The organism is Serratia ureilytica, from assembly GCF_013375155.1.
Taxonomy (GTDB): Bacteria; Pseudomonadota; Gammaproteobacteria; order Enterobacterales; family Enterobacteriaceae; genus Serratia; species Serratia ureilytica.
On record NZ_JABXOF010000021.1, the window covers coordinates 13631 to 30558 of the forward strand.

General features: G+C 60.0%; 17 protein-coding genes and 1 riboswitch. Of the genes, 7 read left to right on the forward strand and 10 right to left on the reverse strand.

The features are described from left to right. The first annotated feature begins 1 nt into the window (after position 1). Complete coding sequence (locus tag HWW83_RS25065) at positions 2 to 1276, forward strand: sensor histidine kinase (protein WP_033644360.1); 1275 nt, start codon at positions 2 to 4, stop codon at positions 1274 to 1276. Here the strand turns inward: HWW83_RS25065 and HWW83_RS25070 are convergent. The 8 genes from HWW83_RS25070 to HWW83_RS25105 all read right to left on the reverse strand — a co-directional run bounded on the left by HWW83_RS25070 (position 1262) and on the right by HWW83_RS25105 (position 8995). Continuing rightward, on the reverse strand, positions 1262 to 2041 hold the full coding sequence (locus tag HWW83_RS25070; protein ID WP_046688068.1) for a helix-turn-helix domain-containing protein: 780 nt from the start codon (positions 2039 to 2041) through the stop codon (positions 1262 to 1264). The genes HWW83_RS25065 and HWW83_RS25070 overlap by 15 nt on opposite strands. Before the next feature lie 732 nt (positions 2042 to 2773). Continuing rightward, the gene (gene thiH / locus HWW83_RS25075; protein ID WP_033644362.1) at positions 2774 to 3907 is read right to left on the reverse strand and encodes a 2-iminoacetate synthase ThiH; all 1134 of its coding nucleotides are present in this window, start codon (positions 3905 to 3907) and stop codon (positions 2774 to 2776) included. Beyond that, the gene (locus HWW83_RS25080; RefSeq protein ID WP_033652706.1) at positions 3907 to 4686 is read right to left on the reverse strand and encodes a thiazole synthase; all 780 of its coding nucleotides are present in this window, start codon (positions 4684 to 4686) and stop codon (positions 3907 to 3909) included. The genes thiH and HWW83_RS25080 overlap by 1 nt, the downstream gene beginning before the upstream one ends. A gap of 1 nt (position 4687) precedes the next feature. Continuing rightward, entirely contained in the window at positions 4688 to 4888 is a 201-nt protein-coding gene (gene thiS, locus HWW83_RS25085) for a sulfur carrier protein ThiS (RefSeq protein ID WP_016929423.1), read from the reverse strand. Next, positions 4885 to 5634, reverse strand: a complete 750-nt coding sequence (locus HWW83_RS25090) for a HesA/MoeB/ThiF family protein (RefSeq protein ID WP_033652707.1) — start codon at positions 5632 to 5634, stop codon at positions 4885 to 4887. The genes thiS and HWW83_RS25090 overlap by 4 nt, the downstream gene beginning before the upstream one ends. Continuing rightward, positions 5627 to 6277, reverse strand: a complete 651-nt coding sequence (gene thiE / locus HWW83_RS25095) for a thiamine phosphate synthase (RefSeq protein ID WP_046688071.1) — start codon at positions 6275 to 6277, stop codon at positions 5627 to 5629. Before thiE ends, HWW83_RS25090 begins: the two co-directional genes overlap by 8 nt. Further along, the gene (gene thiC / locus HWW83_RS25100) at positions 6270 to 8213 is read right to left on the reverse strand and encodes a phosphomethylpyrimidine synthase ThiC (protein ID WP_122017097.1); all 1944 of its coding nucleotides are present in this window, start codon (positions 8211 to 8213) and stop codon (positions 6270 to 6272) included. The genes thiE and thiC overlap by 8 nt, the downstream gene beginning before the upstream one ends. A 114-nt stretch (positions 8214 to 8327) precedes the next feature. After that, positions 8328 to 8452, reverse strand: a riboswitch (TPP riboswitch). A 39-nt stretch (positions 8453 to 8491) separates the two neighbouring features. Then, on the reverse strand, positions 8492 to 8995 hold the full coding sequence (locus HWW83_RS25105) for an Rsd/AlgQ family anti-sigma factor (protein WP_019456431.1): 504 nt from the start codon (positions 8993 to 8995) through the stop codon (positions 8492 to 8494). 101 nt (positions 8996 to 9096) lie between these two features. On the opposite strand from HWW83_RS25105, the gene nudC reads away from it, so the two are divergent. The 6 genes from nudC (at position 9097) to HWW83_RS25135 (ending at position 13472) form a co-directional block, all read left to right on the forward strand. Further along, positions 9097 to 9864, forward strand: coding sequence for an NAD(+) diphosphatase (gene nudC, locus HWW83_RS25110; RefSeq protein WP_033644901.1), 768 nt, complete (start codon positions 9097 to 9099; stop codon positions 9862 to 9864). A gap of 38 nt (positions 9865 to 9902) precedes the next feature. Then, complete coding sequence (hemE, locus tag HWW83_RS25115; protein WP_122017098.1) at positions 9903 to 10967, forward strand: uroporphyrinogen decarboxylase; 1065 nt, start codon at positions 9903 to 9905, stop codon at positions 10965 to 10967. 9 nt (positions 10968 to 10976) lie between these two features. Further along, positions 10977 to 11663: a deoxyribonuclease V gene (gene nfi, locus HWW83_RS25120; RefSeq protein ID WP_033644368.1), complete on the forward strand. Its 687-nt coding sequence runs from the start codon at positions 10977 to 10979 to the stop codon at positions 11661 to 11663. Positions 11664 to 11711: 48 nt separating this feature from the next. After that, a complete protein-coding gene (locus HWW83_RS25125) occupies positions 11712 to 12302 on the forward strand; it encodes a YjaG family protein (protein WP_033644369.1) in 591 nt (196 codons plus the stop codon). 189 nt (positions 12303 to 12491) lie between these two features. Next, positions 12492 to 12764 (forward strand): nucleoid-associated protein HU-alpha, encoded by a 273-nt coding sequence (hupA, locus tag HWW83_RS25130; RefSeq protein ID WP_004929874.1) that lies wholly within the window; start codon positions 12492 to 12494, stop codon positions 12762 to 12764. Between the two features lie 36 nt (positions 12765 to 12800). Beyond that, positions 12801 to 13472 carry a DUF1481 domain-containing protein gene (locus HWW83_RS25135; protein WP_080273415.1) on the forward strand — a complete coding sequence of 224 codons (672 nt, stop codon included), beginning with the start codon at positions 12801 to 12803 and terminating at the stop codon, positions 13470 to 13472. Positions 13473 to 13521: 49 nt separating this feature from the next. Here the strand turns inward: HWW83_RS25135 and purD are convergent, their stop codons facing one another. After that, positions 13522 to 14805 (reverse strand): phosphoribosylamine--glycine ligase, encoded by a 1284-nt coding sequence (gene purD / locus HWW83_RS25140; RefSeq protein ID WP_046688074.1) that lies wholly within the window; start codon positions 14803 to 14805, stop codon positions 13522 to 13524. A gap of 48 nt (positions 14806 to 14853) precedes the next feature. Continuing rightward, positions 14854 to 16443: a bifunctional phosphoribosylaminoimidazolecarboxamide formyltransferase/IMP cyclohydrolase gene (gene purH / locus HWW83_RS25145; RefSeq protein ID WP_103682164.1), complete on the reverse strand. Its 1590-nt coding sequence runs from the start codon at positions 16441 to 16443 to the stop codon at positions 14854 to 14856. Positions 16444 to 16928 lie beyond the last annotated feature (485 nt).

The window sequence follows — 16928 nt, forward strand, 5'->3', positions numbered from 1 at the left end:
GATGAGCAAGAAACTGATCGGTACTCTTATCGCGTTGGTTGCCATCTTCTCCTTATTAATTTTGCTGATTGCCATTAACTTCGGTGGCGTAAAAGAGCGCTATAAGCAGATCGAACCCAATCTGGATAACTACTCGGTGGCCGAGATCCTGTTTCTGGCGTTTGAAAGAACCAAAACTGCGCTGCTGCTCAGTGAAAACGACGACTACGACGCTTTCCTGATCAAAAAGAAAATATTTTACTCGAAGATCCAAATCCTGGAGAGCCGCTCCACCTTCAGCGACTCTTTCTATTACGACGACGAATTTATCAAGAACGTCGCTCTGCTGAAGCAACAGTACCGAACGCTGGGCGATCTTTCCGTCGGTTTGCTGGCAGGGCGGAAAAGCAAGGCGGATATCCTCGCTTATATGGATGACATCGAGGGCACGTTGGTCGATATCCAGGAGATTATTTATCGGATACAAATTAAAAACTTCACCGAGGTTAAAGGCATCATCCAGGATAATTCGAGAAAAGCCGAGATGTTCGCCGTCTTATCGCTGATTTTGGTGTTCCTGATGATGTTCCTGGTGGTGAGAAACGCCTTCTCGTTAAAAGAGATCATCAAGAACAAGAACATCTTTATCTCATCCATCTACCATGAAATCGCCGGTTCGACGCAGGCCATCGTCATCGCCGCGGATATCATGGAGCACGAGCTGGCGCAGGAAGAGCTGAAAAAGGAAGCCCGCCTGATCTCCTACCACGGCAACAAGATCGCCGAACAAACGCGCGAGGTGATGGATTATTCGCGGTTTGAAATGGGGGAGGTGAACGTCAATATTTCCACCTTTCGGCTGCATGAGGTGGTGGACGATGCCATGACCAGTATCAGCGCCGGGCGCGGTAATCGCATCGTGGTGCGTCGTTCATCCTATGTTGGTTTGATTTGCTCCGATAAATACAAGCTCTACCGAATATTGGCCAATCTGCTCAGCAACGCGGACAAATTTACTCACCACGGCGCGATCATCCTCAACGTGAAGGTGTGCCATGGCAATCTGTATTTATGGGTCAAAGACAACGGCATCGGATTTAACGTTAATAATCTGGAACGGTTGTACAAGGCGTTCAATCAGGGAGTAGAAAGGGAAACGCGGCAGGGACTGGGGCTGGGGCTGACCATTATCAAGAATTATGTGACGACGCTGAAAGGCGCCATCAGAGTCAAATCCACCGAAGGCGTTGGTTCATCGTTTTTCATCCGCATTCCGGTCAAACTAATTAAAGAATAAATTCGACAGCAGCAGTGAGGAGATAATCAGCGGTTTGGTCGGTTTTTCCACCAGGTGCACGTCATAGTGCAGGATCATATCGCCGATATTCTTCTCATAGTGATTCAGCTGGCCGGTCAGAATGATGATGCGCGCGTGCGGATCGAGGGTGTCCTTTATTTTCTTCACGACGCGTTCTGAGGTTTCGCCGAAGTCCAACAGCCAGTCCAGAATAAACGCCTCAAAGGACTGTTGCTCAAGTGCGGCCAGCATGGCATCCGCCGTTTGAAAGGTCTCGGTCTCAATGCCGTAGCGGCAGGCGATTTTCTTCAACAGCTCGAGGATATCGCTGTCGTTGTCCAGGATCGCGATGCGCGGCGCCGGCAGAAAGTCTATCTTGTTGACTCTGTACAGCGGTACGTCGGCCTGCGTATCCCGGCTGGTATTGATGATGAAAAGGTCATCTTTTTTGTAGGCGTAGGTTTCGTCGTCGTCCAGCTGTGTCACCGGGTGTTCGTCGACTTCAACCTTACAGCGTTTGTGAATGCTGTTCATGATAAAAACGCCGTTATGCGTTCTTTGGCCGGCGAATGGCTCGTTGAAGTACTGAAACACCTTTCTGACTTCGTCGAGGGTGATGCCCCTTTTACCATCCAGCTTCTGCTTGGCGCTGTTGTACTGAAGGTTCAGTATGTTGGCCATCGTGGAGGCATGTTTTCTGTCGCCAACCCCTTTAAGAGTGAGCAACGCGCTGATTGCATCGATGTAATTTGGCGTTTTCTTCATGACAACCTTGGCTTTTTTGATGTTGACCGCGAGCGTGGCAAATCTGCGCGAGGACCCGTGCTGGATTATAGATGATGCCCCGGAGGTTGCGGTGATATCAGTTTGATTTTCCTTGGCAAACTCAGAATACACTCGATATCAAATAAAAAAACACTCAAAAGACATTCACATTTAATCGTTTGTATGGTTAATTAGCGCACATACTGTGTGATTCGCGTCCTGGGGGGGTTGCCAGTCTCACAAAATAAACCGCCTGCTCTTGTCTGTAAGCAGGGAGCAGGCGGCAAAAAAACGCGACGGCCAACACCAGGGCCATTGGCAGTATCGGGGATTACCCCTCGAGTCACTTTTCGTCTCCGCATCGACTTTTTCCTCGTTCTGCCGTTCTCTGCCGCAACGGGCTCCATTGAAAAACACTCTGCGTGAGTGCTGAACACCGCTATTCCCTCATCATGCCCGTCACCTGAGCCGATAAAACCGCCTGTTCGTGCGTGCCCTCAGGCGCAGGTTCCAGGATGGCCGTTGGTGAGGAACCGGAGTCGCGCAAGAGCGTCTGTGCGCGATCCGGGGTTGGATAAGGCGGGGCCATCGAGAGGGTAACGGCCCCGGCCGACACCGGGTTTGGCGGTCGGCAACGTCACTATAATCGGCGCGTTTGCCGGCGCCAGCGCCACCGTTCGGCATTGCGCGGCCGCTCCAGCGTTTTCTTCGCACGGCGGTAAACGTTGCCGCTTATTGCGCGCTGCGTCCCAGATAATCGTCCCAGTCTTTCCACACCGGCTGCAGCCCGGCGTTGCTGATGGCCTCGGCGACCTGCTGCGGCGTGCGGCCGTCGTGCGGCTCGAACTGTTCCAGCTCAGGCGGTACGTCGTCGGCATAGCCACCGGGTTGCGTCTTGGATCCGGCGCTGACGCTATTGATCGCCACCGGGATCATATGATCGCGGAAGTACGGCGACTCGCGGGTAGACAGCGACAGCTCAACGTCCGGCGCGAACAGCCGGAAGGCGCAGATCAGCTGCACCAGCTGAGGCTCACTCATGATAGACGCGGGCTCAATGCCGCCGGCGCAGGGGCGCAGGCGTGGGAACGAGATCGAGTAGCGGCTCTGCCAATAGGTTTGCTGCAGGTAGAACAGGTGTTCCGCCAGCAGATAGCAGTCGGTTCGCCAGCTGTGGGACAGGCCGATTAACGCGCCGAGGCCGATCTTGTCGATCCCGGCGCGCCCCAGGCGATCCGGCGTGGCCAGGCGCCAATGGAAATCCTGTTTCTGGCCGCGCAGGTGGTGCTGCAGATAGGTGGCCGGATGGTAGGTTTCCTGATACACCAGCACGCCGTCCAGGCCCAGCGTTTTCAGTTCGGCGTATTCCTCCTGCGCCAGCGGCTGCACTTCCATCATCAGCGAGCTGAAGTGGCGGCGGATCGCCGGAATGTGCTGGCGGAAATAGTCCATGCCGACCTTGGTCTGATGTTCGCCGGTGACCAGCAACAGATGTTCGAACCCCAGCGCCTTGATGGCTTCGCACTCGCGCGCAATCTCCGCCGCATCCAGCGTTTTGCGCTTGATGCGGTTGCTCATCGAAAAGCCGCAGTAGGTGCAGTCGTTGGCGCACAGGTTGGACAGGTACAGCGGCACATAGAAGCTGACGACGTTGCCGAACCGCTGACGGGTCAGCAACTGCGCGCGTTGCGCCAACGGTTCCAGATACGGCGCGGCCGCGGGGGAGATCAGCGCCATAAAGTCGTCGCGCGTCAGCTTGTCGGCGTTCAATGCGCGTTCCACGTCGCGCGCCGTTTTGCCGTTGATGCGCAGCGTAATGTCGTCCCAGTCCAGCTGTTGCCAGCGGCTACTGAAATCGTCGGTCATCACTGCGCCTCCTCTGGCTGGCTGAGGAAAGCGGTCAGCGGGCTGGACGCGACCGCGCCGCGCTGGCTGGAGCCTAATCCGGCGCTGCGTGCCAGCTCGCCGGCCTCCAGCGCCAGGCGAAATGCCCGCGCCATCTGCACCGGATCGCGCGCCACGGCGATGGCGGTATTCACCAGCACCGCGTCGGCGCCCAGCTCCATCGCTTCCAGCGCGTGGCTTGGCGCGCCGATGCCGGCGTCTACCACCACCGGCACCTTAGCTTGCTCGATGATGATTTCGAGGAAGTCACGGGTGCGCAGACCGCGGTTGGAGCCGATAGGGGCGCCGAGCGGCATCACCGCTGCGCATCCCACTTCTTCCAGCCGTTTGCACAGCACCGGATCGGCGCCGCAGTAGGGCAGCACCACAAAACCGTCTTTCACCAGCGTTTCCGCCGCCTTCAGCGTTTCTATCGGATCCGGCAGCAGGTATTTCACATCGGGATGGATCTCCAGCTTCACCCAGTGAGTGCCGAGCGCTTCGCGCGCCAGTCGGGCGGCGAACACCGCTTCAGCGGCCGTTTTGGCGCCGGAGGTATTGGGCAACAGCCTGACGCCCAACTGTTGCAGCGGCGCCAAAATGGCGTCGTTGCCGCCGCGCAGATCGACGCGCTTCATGGCCATGGTCACCAGCTGTGAGCCGGAGGCCGCCAGCGCCTCCAACATCAGCGCCGGGGTGGCGAACTTGCCGGTGCCGGTGAACAGGCGCGAGGTAAAAGTGGTATCGGCGATTTTCAGCATGTCAGCCTCCGGCGATCGCTTGAAACAGCAAAATGTCGTCACCGTCCTGCACCTGATGGTCGGCCCAGTCGGCGCGTGGGATGATGGTTTGGTTGATCGCCAGCGCGGTGCCCGGCTGGTGGCGTTCCAGCTGGGTCAGCAGGGCGGCGACGCTGAGCGGCTGTGCCAGCTCCAGCGGTTGGTCGTTCAGACGGATCTTCATGCGGCGCCTCCGCAGACCGGGCAGGCGCGGGCCCGGCTCAGCTGCAGCGTGCTCCAGCTCTGCTGCTTGCCGTCGAACAGCCGCAGCTTGCCGCTGAGGGAGGAAGGCATGCCGGCCAGCATCTTGATGGCCTCCAGCGCTTGCAGAGTGCCGATCACGCCCACCACCGGGCCGAGCACCCCGGCGGTGCGGCAGTTGCGCTGCGGTTCTTCCTGCTCCGGGTACAGGCAGGCGTAGCAGCCGTGCGCATAGGGCGGCTCGAGCACCAGCAACTGGCCGCTGAAACCCACTGCGCTGCCGCTGATCAGCGGCTTGGCGGCGGCGATGCAGGCGGCGTTGACCTCATGGCGGGTCGCCATGTTGTCGCAGCAGTCCAGCACCAGATCGGCGCGGGCGACCGCGTCGCGCAGCGCTTGCCCTTGCAGCCGCTGCGCCAGCGGGATGGACTCCACCAACGGGTTCAACGCCTGCAGATGGCGTTGCGCCAGCGCCGCTTTGCCGGTGGCGGTATCGGCGCTGCGGTACAGGATTTGCCGCTGCAGGTTGGTGACGTGCAACGTGTCGTCGTCGGCCAGCAGCAGCGTGCCGACCCCGGCGGCGGCCAGATACAGCGAAGCCGGGGACCCCAGCCCCCCCAGGCCGACGATCAGCACCGTGGCGCGCTTGAGTTTTTCCTGACCTTCCGGGCCGACATCCTCCAGCAGCAGCTGGCGGCTGTAGCGCAGGAACTCCCGATCGTTAAGCATCGTTCGGCTCCTTACCTTCGATCAGCCGCAGCAGTTCGGCCGTCGCCGCGCGCCAGTCCGGCGCCTGGGTGATGGCGCTGACCACCGCCACGCTGCCGACGCCGCACGCCAGCACCGCCGGTACGCGATCGATACTGATCCCGCCGATCGCCACCGTCGGGTAATCCGCCAAACCGGCGATGTGGCGTTTTAACTCCGCCAGCCCCTGCGGCGCCGAAGGCATGTCTTTGGTCTGGGTGGGGAAGATGTGCCCCAGCGCGATGTAGGAGGGTTTCACCGCCAGCGCGCGCGCCAGCTCGGCATCGTCATGGGTGGAAACGCCGAGCCGCAGCCCGGCGCGGTGAATGGCCGCCAGATCGGTGGTATCGAGATCTTCCTGGCCCAGATGCACGCCGTAGGCGCCGTGCTTGATCGCCAGCCGCCAGTAATCGTTGATGAACAGCCGCGCCTGATAACGCCGGCCCAGCGCGATGGCGGCGGCGATATCCTCTTCGACCTGCTCGTCCGGCAGATCCTTGATGCGCAGCTGGATCGTGGTAACGCCGGCCTCCAGCAGACGAGCGATCCATTCCACGCTGTCGACGACCGGGTAAAGCCCCAGTTTGTGGGGCGTCGCCGGGAAGGGCGTCGTGATATCAGTCATTGCTCGTCTCCTCCTGCAGATTGCCGGCGCTGTGATACAGCTCGCTGCCGCGGGCGCGGAACTCGGCGGACATTTTTTCCATGCCGGTCAGCTGCACCTCGATCGGTTTGGCGGCCTCTTGGGCGGCGGCGTAGTCGCGCACCTCTTGTGAAATCTTCATCGAGCAGAATTTCGGCCCGCACATTGAGCAGAAGTGGGCGACCTTGCCGGATTCCTGCGGCAGGGTTTCGTCGTGATAGGCGCGCGCGGTGGCCGGATCGAGCGCCAGATTGAACTGATCTTCCCAGCGAAATTCGAAACGCGCCTTGGACATGGCGTTATCGCGGATCTGCGCGCCCGGATGGCCCTTGGCCAGATCGGCGGCGTGGGCGGCGATCTTGTAGGTGATCAGGCCCTGCTTGACGTCCTCTTTGTTCGGCAGGCCGAGGTGTTCTTTCGGCGTGACGTAACACAGCATGGCGCAGCCGAACCAGCCGATCATTGCCGCGCCGATGCCGGAGGTGAAATGGTCATAGCCCGGTGCGATATCGGTGGTCAGCGGGCCGAGGGTGTAGAACGGCGCTTCGTGGCAGTGTTCCAGCTCTTCGGTCATGTTGCGGCGGATCATCTGCATCGGCACATGGCCCGGGCCTTCGATCATCACCTGCACGTCGTATTCCCAGGCAATTTTGGTCAGCTCGCCCAGCGTATGCAGTTCGGCGAACTGGGCTTCGTCGTTGGCGTCCTGAATCGAGCCGGGGCGCAGGCCGTCACCGAGCGACAGCGAAACGTCGTAGGCGGCGCAGATCTCGCAGATTTCACGGAAGTGCTGATAGAGGAAGTTTTCCTGATGGTGCGACAGGCACCATTTGGCCATGATCGAGCCACCGCGCGACACGATGCCGGTCAGGCGTTTGGCGGTCATCGGCACATAGCGCAGCAGCACGCCGGCGTGGATGGTGAAGTAATCGACCCCTTGTTCCGCCTGTTCCAGCAGCGTATCGCGGAACATCGCCCAGGTGAGGTTTTCCGCCACGCCGTTGACCTTCTCCAGCGCCTGGTAGATAGGCACGGTGCCGATGGGCACCGGGCTGTTGCGCAGGATCCACTCGCGGGTTTCGTGAATATAGCGGCCGGTGGAGAGATCCATCACGGTGTCTGCGCCCCAGCGGGTGGCCCACACCAGCTTCTCCACCTCTTCTTCGATCGACGACGTGACCGCCGAGTTGCCGATATTGGCGTTCACCTTCACCAGGAAATTGCGGCCGATGATCATCGGCTCCGCCTCCGGGTGATTGATGTTGGCGGGAATGATGGCGCGGCCGGCGGCCACTTCCTGGCGCACGAACTCCGGCGTGATGTTGTCCGGCAGGTTGGCGCCCCAGCCCTGGCCCGGATGCTGGTGGCGCAGCACCTCGCCGCGAATGCGTTCGCGCCCCATGTTTTCACGGATGGCGATGAACTCCATCTCCGGGGTGACGATGCCGGCGCGGGCATAGTGCAGTTGGGTCACGCACTTGCCCGGCAACGCCTTGCGCGGCAGCGGCAGATGTTCGAAGCGCAGGTGATCCAGCCCCTCGTCCGCCAGACGCTGTTGGGTGAAGCCGGAACTGGCGCCGCTCAGGGTCGCGGTATCGCCGCGCGCGTCGATCCAGCCGGCGCGCAGCTTGGCCAGGCCGGCGTGCACATCGAGCTCGGCCTGCGGATCGCCGTATGGGCCTGCGGTGTCATATACCGGGATCGCCTCGTTCTGTTCATACTGCGGGCTATCTTTGCTGCCGCCGACCAGGGTCGGGCTGAGCTGAATTTCGCGCATCGGCACCTGGATATCGCGGCGCGAGCCCTGCAGGTAGATGCGGCGTGAGTTTGGGAAAGCCATGCCTTGCAGCGTGTCGATAAACTGCTGGGCGGCTTCGCGTTGCGCTTTACGGGCGCGCGGTGGATTAACGTTAGACATAGCAAGTTCCTACCAGTGTGTTGGGTTGGGAAAGTTGCTTGTCTGGAGCTCGGAGGGAGTAATGATGGTGGCCGATAAGGCTGGACGCCCGCAAGGGGAAGGCCGTGCCTGTGGCGATAGATTACTCTTGTTCCCTTCGCGGGTATTAGCCCGATCAGGTTCCGCGGATCCCGAATTAACGGTCTCAGCCTGGCTGATTCGATGAACAAATCAGGCGCTAGGCACTCCGACAAGATGCCCCCCAGTATAGGAGGGATAAGAAAAAAAACTATAAAATTTTAACGCGCCGGATCCAGCGCCTGGTCCGGCAGCGGTTGCTGCGCGGCCTCCGCTTCCAACAGGATCAGCTTATCTTCCAGCGCAAAGCGCGCCGCCAGCGTTTCGCCGATATCCGACAAGGCCTGATGGAATTCCAGACAGACCTCCTGATCGATATCCACTTCGGTATAGCGATCGTGGAACGCCATGATCTGTTCGGTATTGGCCCATAGCTTGGGGTAGATGTTCACCGCCAGCGACATTTTCGGACTGGCTGCGCCTTCCACTTGTTTGATAATTCTGTCATAGATATGAAAATGCCCTGCGGAGAGGTAATCCACCAGGTTATGGCAAAAGTTCTCCAGCGCTTTTTCATTCAGCGGCGTATGCTTTTCTTTATTCGGTTTGAGGCCTACCAGCGTGCAGTAGGCGACCAGCAACTGCTTGCGGGCCTGAAGCCATTGATCAACTAATTCATTACTACCGCCAACGCGCTGAGTCAGCCTTTCCAAACGGTTGAGCATGTTTGACTCCGTGTAAGTAATAAAAGTAACCGGTAAGTTATTAAAATGTAACAAAGCCGATTTGTAGAGTGCCAGTGAAGCTGAGGTTGTGCAACAACGATATGGAACTTGCATTAACGGGCAATGAAAACGGCTGGTGGATCGTCAGCCATGAAAGCAAACTTTGGTTACCGAACGGTGAATTGCCGTCGGGGACGGCCGCCGTCCTCGGGCTGCAGGGCCACATGGCGCGCATCATCGGTGAGTGGGAGGGCGCGCCGGTCTGGCTGGTGCGCCAGGCGATGCCGCGGGAGATGGGATCGGTGCGTCAGCTGTTGGATCAGGATCGCGGTCTGTTCCAGCTTGCCGGGCGCGGCGTGCAGCTGGCGGATTTCTACCGCTCCCATCGCTTTTGCGGCTACTGCGGCCATGAGATGCATCTCAGCCGCACCGAAAGCGCCTGCCTCTGCGGCCACTGCAAAGAACGGTACTACCCGCAGATTGCGCCCTGCGTGATCGTCGCCATTCGGCGCGACGATCAGATCCTGCTGGCGCAGCACGTGCGCCATCGCGGCGGTATCCACACGGTGCTGGCCGGTTTCGTCGAAGTGGGCGAAACGCTGGAGCAGGCGGTGGCGCGCGAAGTGATGGAAGAGAGCAATATCGAAATCAAGAACCTGCGCTACGTCACTTCACAACCCTGGCCGTTCCCACACTCGCTGATGATGGCCTTTATGGCCGATTACCATCAGGGCGACCTTCGTCACGATCCCAAGGAGCTGCTTAACGCCGGCTGGTATCGCTACGACCAACTGCCGCTGTTGCCGCCGCCCGGCACCGTGGCGCGCCGGTTGATTGAGGACACCGTGGCGCTGTGCCGGGAAGAATAATGTACAATGGCCGGCAGATTATTAAGGGAGCCCCATAAATGACTGAGTTGAAGAACGATCGCTACCTGTGCGCGCTGTTGCGCCAGCCGGTGGATGTGACCCCCGTATGGATGATGCGCCAGGCCGGTCGTTATTTGCCGGAGTACAAGGCGACCCGCGCCCAGGCCGGTGATTTCATGTCGCTGTGCAAGAACGCGGAGCTGGCCTGTGAGGTTACGCTGCAGCCGCTGCGCCGCTATGCGCTGGACGCCGCCATTCTGTTCTCCGACATTCTCACCATTCCCGACGCCATGGGGCTTGGCCTGTACTTTGAAGCCGGTGAAGGCCCGCGTTTCAGCTCACCCATCACCTGCCGTGCCGACGTCGACAAACTGCCGGCGTTCGATCCGGAAGTGGAGCTGGGCTATGTGATGAACGCGGTGCGCACCATCCGCCGCGAGCTGAAGGGCGAAGTGCCGCTGATCGGCTTCTCCGGCAGCCCGTGGACGCTGGCTACCTATATGGTTGAAGGCGGGAGCAGCAAGGCCTTCACCAAGCTGAAAAAAATGATGTATGCCGAACCGGCCACGCTGCACCTGTTGCTGGACAAGCTGGCGGACAGCGTGATCCTGTACCTCAACGCCCAAATCAAGGCCGGCGCGCAGTCGGTGATGGTGTTCGACACCTGGGGCGGGGTGCTGACCGGGCGCGATTACCGCGAGTTCTCGTTGCACTACATGCACAAGATCGTCGATGGCCTGCTGCGTGAAAATGACGGCCGCCGCGTGCCGGTGACGCTGTTTACCAAAGGCGGCGGGCAGTGGCTGGAGGCGATGGCCGCTACCGGCTGCGATGCGCTGGGGCTGGACTGGACCACCGATATCGCCGACGCGCGTCGGCGCGTGGGCGACAAAGTGGCGCTGCAGGGTAATATGGATCCGTCGATGCTCTATGCTTCTCCGGCGCGCATCGCGGAAGAGGTGGAGACCATTCTGGCCGGTTTTGGCCACGGCAACGGTCATGTGTTCAACCTGGGCCACGGCATCCATCAGGATGTGCCGCCTGAGCACGCCGGCGCCTTCGTCGAGGCGGTGCACGCGCAGTCGGCGAAATACCACCGTTAAGGATTCGATGTGACCGATATGCAGGCCCTGCGCGCCGAACAGCTGCGGCGCGCTGCTGAAGTCATTCGCTACGACGATCTGCCGGCCGAACCGCCGGCCTTCATCGCCGGCGCCGACGTGGGCTTCGAGCAGGAGGGGGCGGTGACGCGTGCCGCTATCGCCATACTGCGCTATCCGTCGCTGGAGCTGGTGGAATATCAGGTGGCGCGCATCGCCACCGTCATGCCTTATATTCCGGGCTTCCTGTCGTTTCGCGAATACCCGGCGCTGTTGGCCGCCTGGGCACAGCTGCGGCAAAAGCCGGGGCTGATCTTCGTCGATGGGCATGGCATTTCACATCCGCGGCGCCTCGGCGTCGCCAGCCATTTCGGCCTGCTGGTCGATGTACCGACCATCGGCGTGGCCAAGAAGCGCCTGTGCGGCAAATTCGCGCCGCTGGAGGCCGCCGTCGGCGCGCTGGCACCGTTGGAAGATAAGGGGGAACAGCTGGGCTGGGTATGGCGCAGCAAGGCGCGCTGCAACCCGCTGTTCATCTCTACCGGTCACCGCGTGGGCGCCGACAGCGCGCTGGCGTGGGTGCAGCGCTGTATGGCGGGCTACCGTTTGCCGGAGCCGACCCGCTGGGCCGACGCCATCGCTTCGCGCCGTCCGGCGTTTCAGCGTTGGTTACAGCAGCATCCGGAGGTGTCGCCATGAGCGATTTCGGGTACACTGCGCCGCAGATAACGCGTAAGAGAGTAAAGCATGCTACGTAACCCGATTCATTTACGTCTGGAACGGCACGAGGCTTGGCAACATTTGACCTTTATGGCCAGTTTGTGCGAGCGTATGTACCCGAATTACCAGATGTTCTGCAAACAGACCGAGTTCGGCGATCCGGCGATTTATCGCCGCATTCTGGATTTGGTGTGGGAAACGCTGGTGGTGAAGGACGCCAAGGTCAACTTCGACAGCCAGCTCGAGAAGTTGGAAGAGGCGATTCCGTCGGCGGAAGATTACGATCTTTACGGCGTTTACCCGGCAATTGATGCCTGTATCGCATTAGGGGAACTGATCCATTCGCGGCTCGGCGGGGAGACGCTGGAGCACGCCATCGCCATCAGCGAAACATCGATTCGCACCGTGGCGATGTTGGAAATGACTCAAGCCGGTAGGGAAATGACCGACGAAGAGTTGGGAAGTTTGCCTGCGGTAGAGGAAGAATGGGACATTCAATGGGAAATTTTCCGCCTGTTGGACGCCTGTGAAGAGCGCGATATAGACCTGATCAAGGGGCTGCGATCCGACCTGCGAGAGGCCGGTGTCAGCAACATCGGGATAAATTTAGCGCAATAAGGCAACAAAACGTGATTTAACGCCTGATTTGTCATGCCTTAAGGCTTCACATCCGCACCCTGTCTGGTCTACATTTGGGGGGCGTAAAAAAAGTGGCTATCGGTGCGTGTATGCAGGAGAGTGCTGTCAATCGGCATATCCGTCGCACTCGATGCTTTGCAAACGATAAACACACTGTAAGGATAACTTATGAACAAGACTCAACTGATTGATGTAATCGCGGACAAGGCTGACCTTTCCAAAGCACAAGCTAAACTGGCTCTGGAATCCACCCTGGCTGCTATTACTGAGTCTCTGAAAGAAGGTGATGCAGTACAATTGGTTGGCTTCGGTACTTTCAAAGTAAACCATCGTAGCGAGCGCACTGGCCGCAACCCACAGACTGGCAAAGAAATCAAAATCGCAGCAGCCAACGTGCCTGCGTTCGTTTCTGGCAAAGCACTGAAAGACGCTGTTAAATAAGACCGCGCCTCGGTGAAAAGATTAAACAGAGGGGCGATGGCGCCCCTTTTGTTTACTCGTCGGGTGCTCATGGCCGCCGGCATCGCCCTCGGTCTGAGCGCCTGCAGTTTCCATTCCGATATTCCCAGCTTTACCGCCAGCGGCTTTGTGGCCGATCAAGGCGTGATACGCCTGTGGCGTAAAGACGATGAGCAACATCGCCCGCAGGTGCTGGTCAGCGTCTATAGTCCCTACCGCGGACCGGGTACCATCACCACGCTGTACACCTATCAGGGCGACGTGCTGCGCCAAATCAAACGCAACGACGCCGACGGCGATCGAGATTCCATTCAACTGCGCTTTGCCGACGACGGCACGGTGAGCTTTATGCAGCGCCAGCTGGCGACACGCCGCGAACCGTTGACCCGCGATGAAATCGCCCTGTATCAATATCAGGCGCGACGTATCCTCGAAGTCAGCAATGCGCTGCGCGCCGGCAAGGTCAAATTGCTGCAGGGGCGTTGGTTGCAGGGCGAAGTGCAAACCTGCGACGGGCAGCGCTTAAAACCCGGGTTGGATGCCTCCGCCATCGCCTGGATCGAAAAACGCGCCCGCAGCAGCAGCCGGCCGGTGAGCGTCGCCTGGTTGGAAGCGCCGGAAGGCAGCGAGCTGCTGCTGGTAGCAAACGACGACTTCTGCAGCTGGGAACCGAAAGAAGACCAGCTATAAAAAAGGCCCCGCGCTGCGGAGCCTCTTGTCATGACCTTATCAGGTCGAATCACTTGCCGCGCGCAATCGCGCGATAACCGATATCTTTGCGGCAGAAGCTGCCCGGCCACTGGATGCCTTCCGCCAGCTGATAGGCGCGTTGTTGCGCCTGCGCCACGGTGTCGCCCAGCGCCGTCACGCACAGAACGCGACCGCCGCTGGTGACGACGTCATCGCCCTGCAGGCGCGTGCCGGCATGGAAGACCTTACCGTCGGCGCTTTCCTGTTGCGGCAGCCCCTGGATCACCTCGCCGTTGCGATAGTCACCCGGATAACCGCCGGCCGCCAGCACCACGCCGAGCGCGGGGCGCTCGTCCCAGTCGGAGGTTTTCTCGTTCAGGCGACCTTCGGCGCCCGCCAGGCACAGTTCCACCAGATCGGAACGCAGGCGCAGCATGATCGGCTGGGTTTCCGGATCGCCGAAACGACAGTTGAATTCGATCACCTTCGGCTGGCCGTCGGCGGCGATCATCAGGCCGGCGTAAAGGAAGCCGACGTAGGTGTTGCCTTCCGCCGCCATGCCGCGCACCGTCGGCCAGATCACCTGGTCCATGGCGCGCCGGTGGATTTCGTCGGTCACTACCGGTGCGGGAGAATAGGCGCCCATGCCGCCGGTGTTCGGGCCGGTGTCGCCGTCGCCGACGCGCTTGTGGTCCTGGCTGGTGGCCATCGGCACCACGTTCTCGCCGTCGACCATCACGATGAAGCTGGCCTCTTCACCGTCAAGGAACTCTTCCACCACGATGCGATGACCGGCGTCGCCGAAGGCGTTGCCGGCCAACATGTCGCGCACCGCCTCTTCCGCTTCCTGCAGCGTCATCGCGACGATCACGCCTTTACCGGCCGCCAGGCCATCGGCCTTGATGACGATCGGCGCGCCTTTGCTGCGCACGTAGGCCAGCGCCGGCTCCACGTCGGTGAAGTTTTCATATTCGGCGGTCGGGATGCGGTGGCGCGCCAGGAAATCCTTAGTGAAAGCTTTGGAGCCTTCGAGCTGCGCGGCGGCCTGCGTCGGGCCGAAGATTTTCAGACCGGCGGCCTGGAAGGCGTCGACCACGCCAATCACCAGCGGGGCTTCCGGCCCGACGATGGTCAGACCGATGTCATGGCTCTGGGCGAAAGCGACCAGGGCGGGGATATCGGTGGCGGCGATCGCCACGTTCTCCAGATTGGCTTCCAGCGCGGTACCGGCATTGCCCGGCGCAACGTAGACTTTATCCGCCAGCGGAGACTGGGCGGCTTTCCAGGCCAGCGCGTGTTCGCGCCCGCCGTTGCCGATAATCAAAATGTTCATCAGGGGCTCCACGAATGGCGTGCGCCGGAGCGCACGCGGCAAAAGGAATTAATGGCGGAAATGACGCATGTCGGTGAAGATCATCGCGATGCCGTGTTCGTTGGCGGCGGCGATTACTTCGTCGTCGCGGATCGAGCCGCCAGGCTGGATCACGCAGGTGATGCCGACTGCAGCTGCGGCATCGATGCCGTCACGGAACGGGAAGAAGGCGTCGGAGGCCATGGCGGATCCTTTCACTTCCAGCCCTTCGTCGCTCGCTTTGATGCCGGCGATCTTGGCGGAATAAACGCGGCTCATCTGGCCGGCGCCTATGCCGATGGTCATGTTGTCACGTGCATAAACGATGGCGTTGGATTTCACGAACTTGGCCACTTTCCAGCAGAACAGCGCGTCACGCAGTTCCTGTTCGGTCGGTTGGCGCTCGGATACCACGCGCAGATCGGCGGCGGTCACCATGCCGAGATCGCGATCCTGTACCAGCAGCCCGCCGTTGACGCGCTTGAAGTCCAGCCCCGCCACGCGTTGCTGCCACTGGCCGCAGGCCAGCACGCGCACGTTCTGTTTGGCGGCCAGCAGGGAGCGCGCTTCCTGAGTGACGTTTGGCGCGATGATCACTTCCACGAACTGGCGGCTGATGATCGCCTGCGCGGTGGCGGCGTCCAGCTCGCGGTTAAAGGCGATGATGCCGCCGAAGGCGGAAGTCGGGTCGGTTTGGTAAGCGCGCTCATAGGCGGCGAGGATGTCGTCGCCGATCGCCACGCCACAAGGGTTGGCGTGCTTGACGATCACGCAGGCCGGTTCGGCAAACTCTTTCACGCATTCCAGCGCGGCGTCGGTATCGGCGATGTTGTTATAGGACAGCGCTTTGCCCTGCAGCTGCTCGGCGGTCGCGACGGACGCTTCCTTTACCTCTTCTTCTATATAGAAGGCGGCTTGCTGGTGGCTGTTCTCACCGTAACGCATATCCTGCTTCTTGATGTAGTTGAGGTTCAGGGTACGAGGGAAGCGGCCGGACGGCTGTTCGGTCTCGCCGTGGTACGCCGGCACCAGCGCGCCGAAGTAGTTGGCGATCATGCTGTCGTAGGCGGCGGTGTGTTCGAAAGCCTTGATGGCGAGATCGAAGCGGGTGGCATAGCGCAGCGAGCCGTCGTTGTTGTCCATCTCGGTAATGATGGCGGCGTAGTCGCTGCTCTTCACCACGATGGCGACGTCTTTATGGTTCTTGGCGGCGGAGCGCACCATGGTCGGGCCGCCGATATCGATATTTTCGACCGCGTCTTCCAGCGAGCAATCTGGGCGCGCCACGGTTTGGGCGAACGGGTACAGATTGACGACCACCATGTCGATAGGCTGGATGTCATGCTGATTCATGACCGTGTCGTCCTGGCCGCGGCGGCCGAGGATACCGCCGTGAACTTTCGGGTGCAGGGTCTTAACTCGTCCGTCCATCATCTCCGGGAAGCCGGTGTAGTCGGAAACTTCGGTAACGGGCAGACCGGTGTCTGCCAGCAGGCGGGCGGTGCCGCCGGTGGAGAGCAGTTCAACGCCGCGCTGGGAAAGCGCTTCGGCGAATTCAACGATACCGGCTTTGTCAGACACGCTGAGCAGAGCCCGGCGGATTGGACGAGGTTGTTGCATGGTTTTATCCCTTGGCTTTGAGTCGCAATTAAAGAGCGTTACGTGAATGTCCACCTCGTTCTCTCTATAAAGCGCGGTTTTCTGCCTTATAAAGGGAGGGACAGGCACAAATTCAGGTAACGCCCCCGTAAAAAGGGGGATCGTTTCGTCGCGGGGAATTGTAGCGAAAACGTTTGCGTGGCGCTCGTAAATTTTCCGTACAAATCGCATCTGTGGATAACACTGTGTGCAAGTGGGTATAAAGCGGGGTTTTGCTGTGGAATGCAGCTAACGATCGTTTTTGCTGAAAATACCTGTTGCGGCCTGCGAGGAACTCCCTATAATGCGCCTCCATCGACACGGAACATGTGAACAACTTCACAGAGTCTCCGGGGGTCGCAGAGAAAAAATCCTGAAAATTAGGGTTGACTCTGAAAGAGGAAAGCGTAATATACGCCACCTCGAGTTAGCAAGCGAAAGCGCCTAACTCACTGCTCTTTAACAAT

What these genes read in the sequence shown, in the direction of transcription:
- hemE (WP_122017098.1), top strand. Translation starts at nt 9,903, where the DNA reads ATGACTGAGTTGAAGAACGATCGCTACCTGTGCGCGCTGTTGCGCCAG.
- HWW83_RS25105 (WP_019456431.1), bottom strand. Translation starts at nt 8,995, where the DNA reads ATGCTCAACCGTTTGGAAAGGCTGACTCAGCGCGTTGGCGGTAGTAAT.
- HWW83_RS25065 (WP_033644360.1), top strand. Translation starts at nt 2, where the DNA reads ATGAGCAAGAAACTGATCGGTACTCTTATCGCGTTGGTTGCCATCTTC.
- hupA (WP_004929874.1), top strand. Translation starts at nt 12,492, where the DNA reads ATGAACAAGACTCAACTGATTGATGTAATCGCGGACAAGGCTGACCTT.
- purD (WP_046688074.1), bottom strand. Translation starts at nt 14,805, where the DNA reads ATGAACATTTTGATTATCGGCAACGGCGGGCGCGAACACGCGCTGGCC.
- thiE (WP_046688071.1), bottom strand. Translation starts at nt 6,277, where the DNA reads ATGACTGATATCACGACGCCCTTCCCGGCGACGCCCCACAAACTGGGG.
- HWW83_RS25135 (WP_080273415.1), top strand. Translation starts at nt 12,801, where the DNA reads ATGGCGCCCCTTTTGTTTACTCGTCGGGTGCTCATGGCCGCCGGCATC.
- HWW83_RS25125 (WP_033644369.1), top strand. Translation starts at nt 11,712, where the DNA reads ATGCTACGTAACCCGATTCATTTACGTCTGGAACGGCACGAGGCTTGG.
- HWW83_RS25080 (WP_033652706.1), bottom strand. Translation starts at nt 4,686, where the DNA reads ATGCTGAAAATCGCCGATACCACTTTTACCTCGCGCCTGTTCACCGGC.
- thiC (WP_122017097.1), bottom strand. Translation starts at nt 8,213, where the DNA reads ATGTCTAACGTTAATCCACCGCGCGCCCGTAAAGCGCAACGCGAAGCC.
- purH (WP_103682164.1), bottom strand. Translation starts at nt 16,443, where the DNA reads ATGCAACAACCTCGTCCAATCCGCCGGGCTCTGCTCAGCGTGTCTGAC.
- thiH (WP_033644362.1), bottom strand. Translation starts at nt 3,907, where the DNA reads ATGACCGACGATTTCAGTAGCCGCTGGCAACAGCTGGACTGGGACGAC.
- nudC (WP_033644901.1), top strand. Translation starts at nt 9,097, where the DNA reads ATGGAACTTGCATTAACGGGCAATGAAAACGGCTGGTGGATCGTCAGC.
- HWW83_RS25090 (WP_033652707.1), bottom strand. Translation starts at nt 5,634, where the DNA reads ATGCTTAACGATCGGGAGTTCCTGCGCTACAGCCGCCAGCTGCTGCTG.
- HWW83_RS25070 (WP_046688068.1), bottom strand. Translation starts at nt 2,041, where the DNA reads ATGAAGAAAACGCCAAATTACATCGATGCAATCAGCGCGTTGCTCACT.
- thiS (WP_016929423.1), bottom strand. Translation starts at nt 4,888, where the DNA reads ATGAAGATCCGTCTGAACGACCAACCGCTGGAGCTGGCACAGCCGCTC.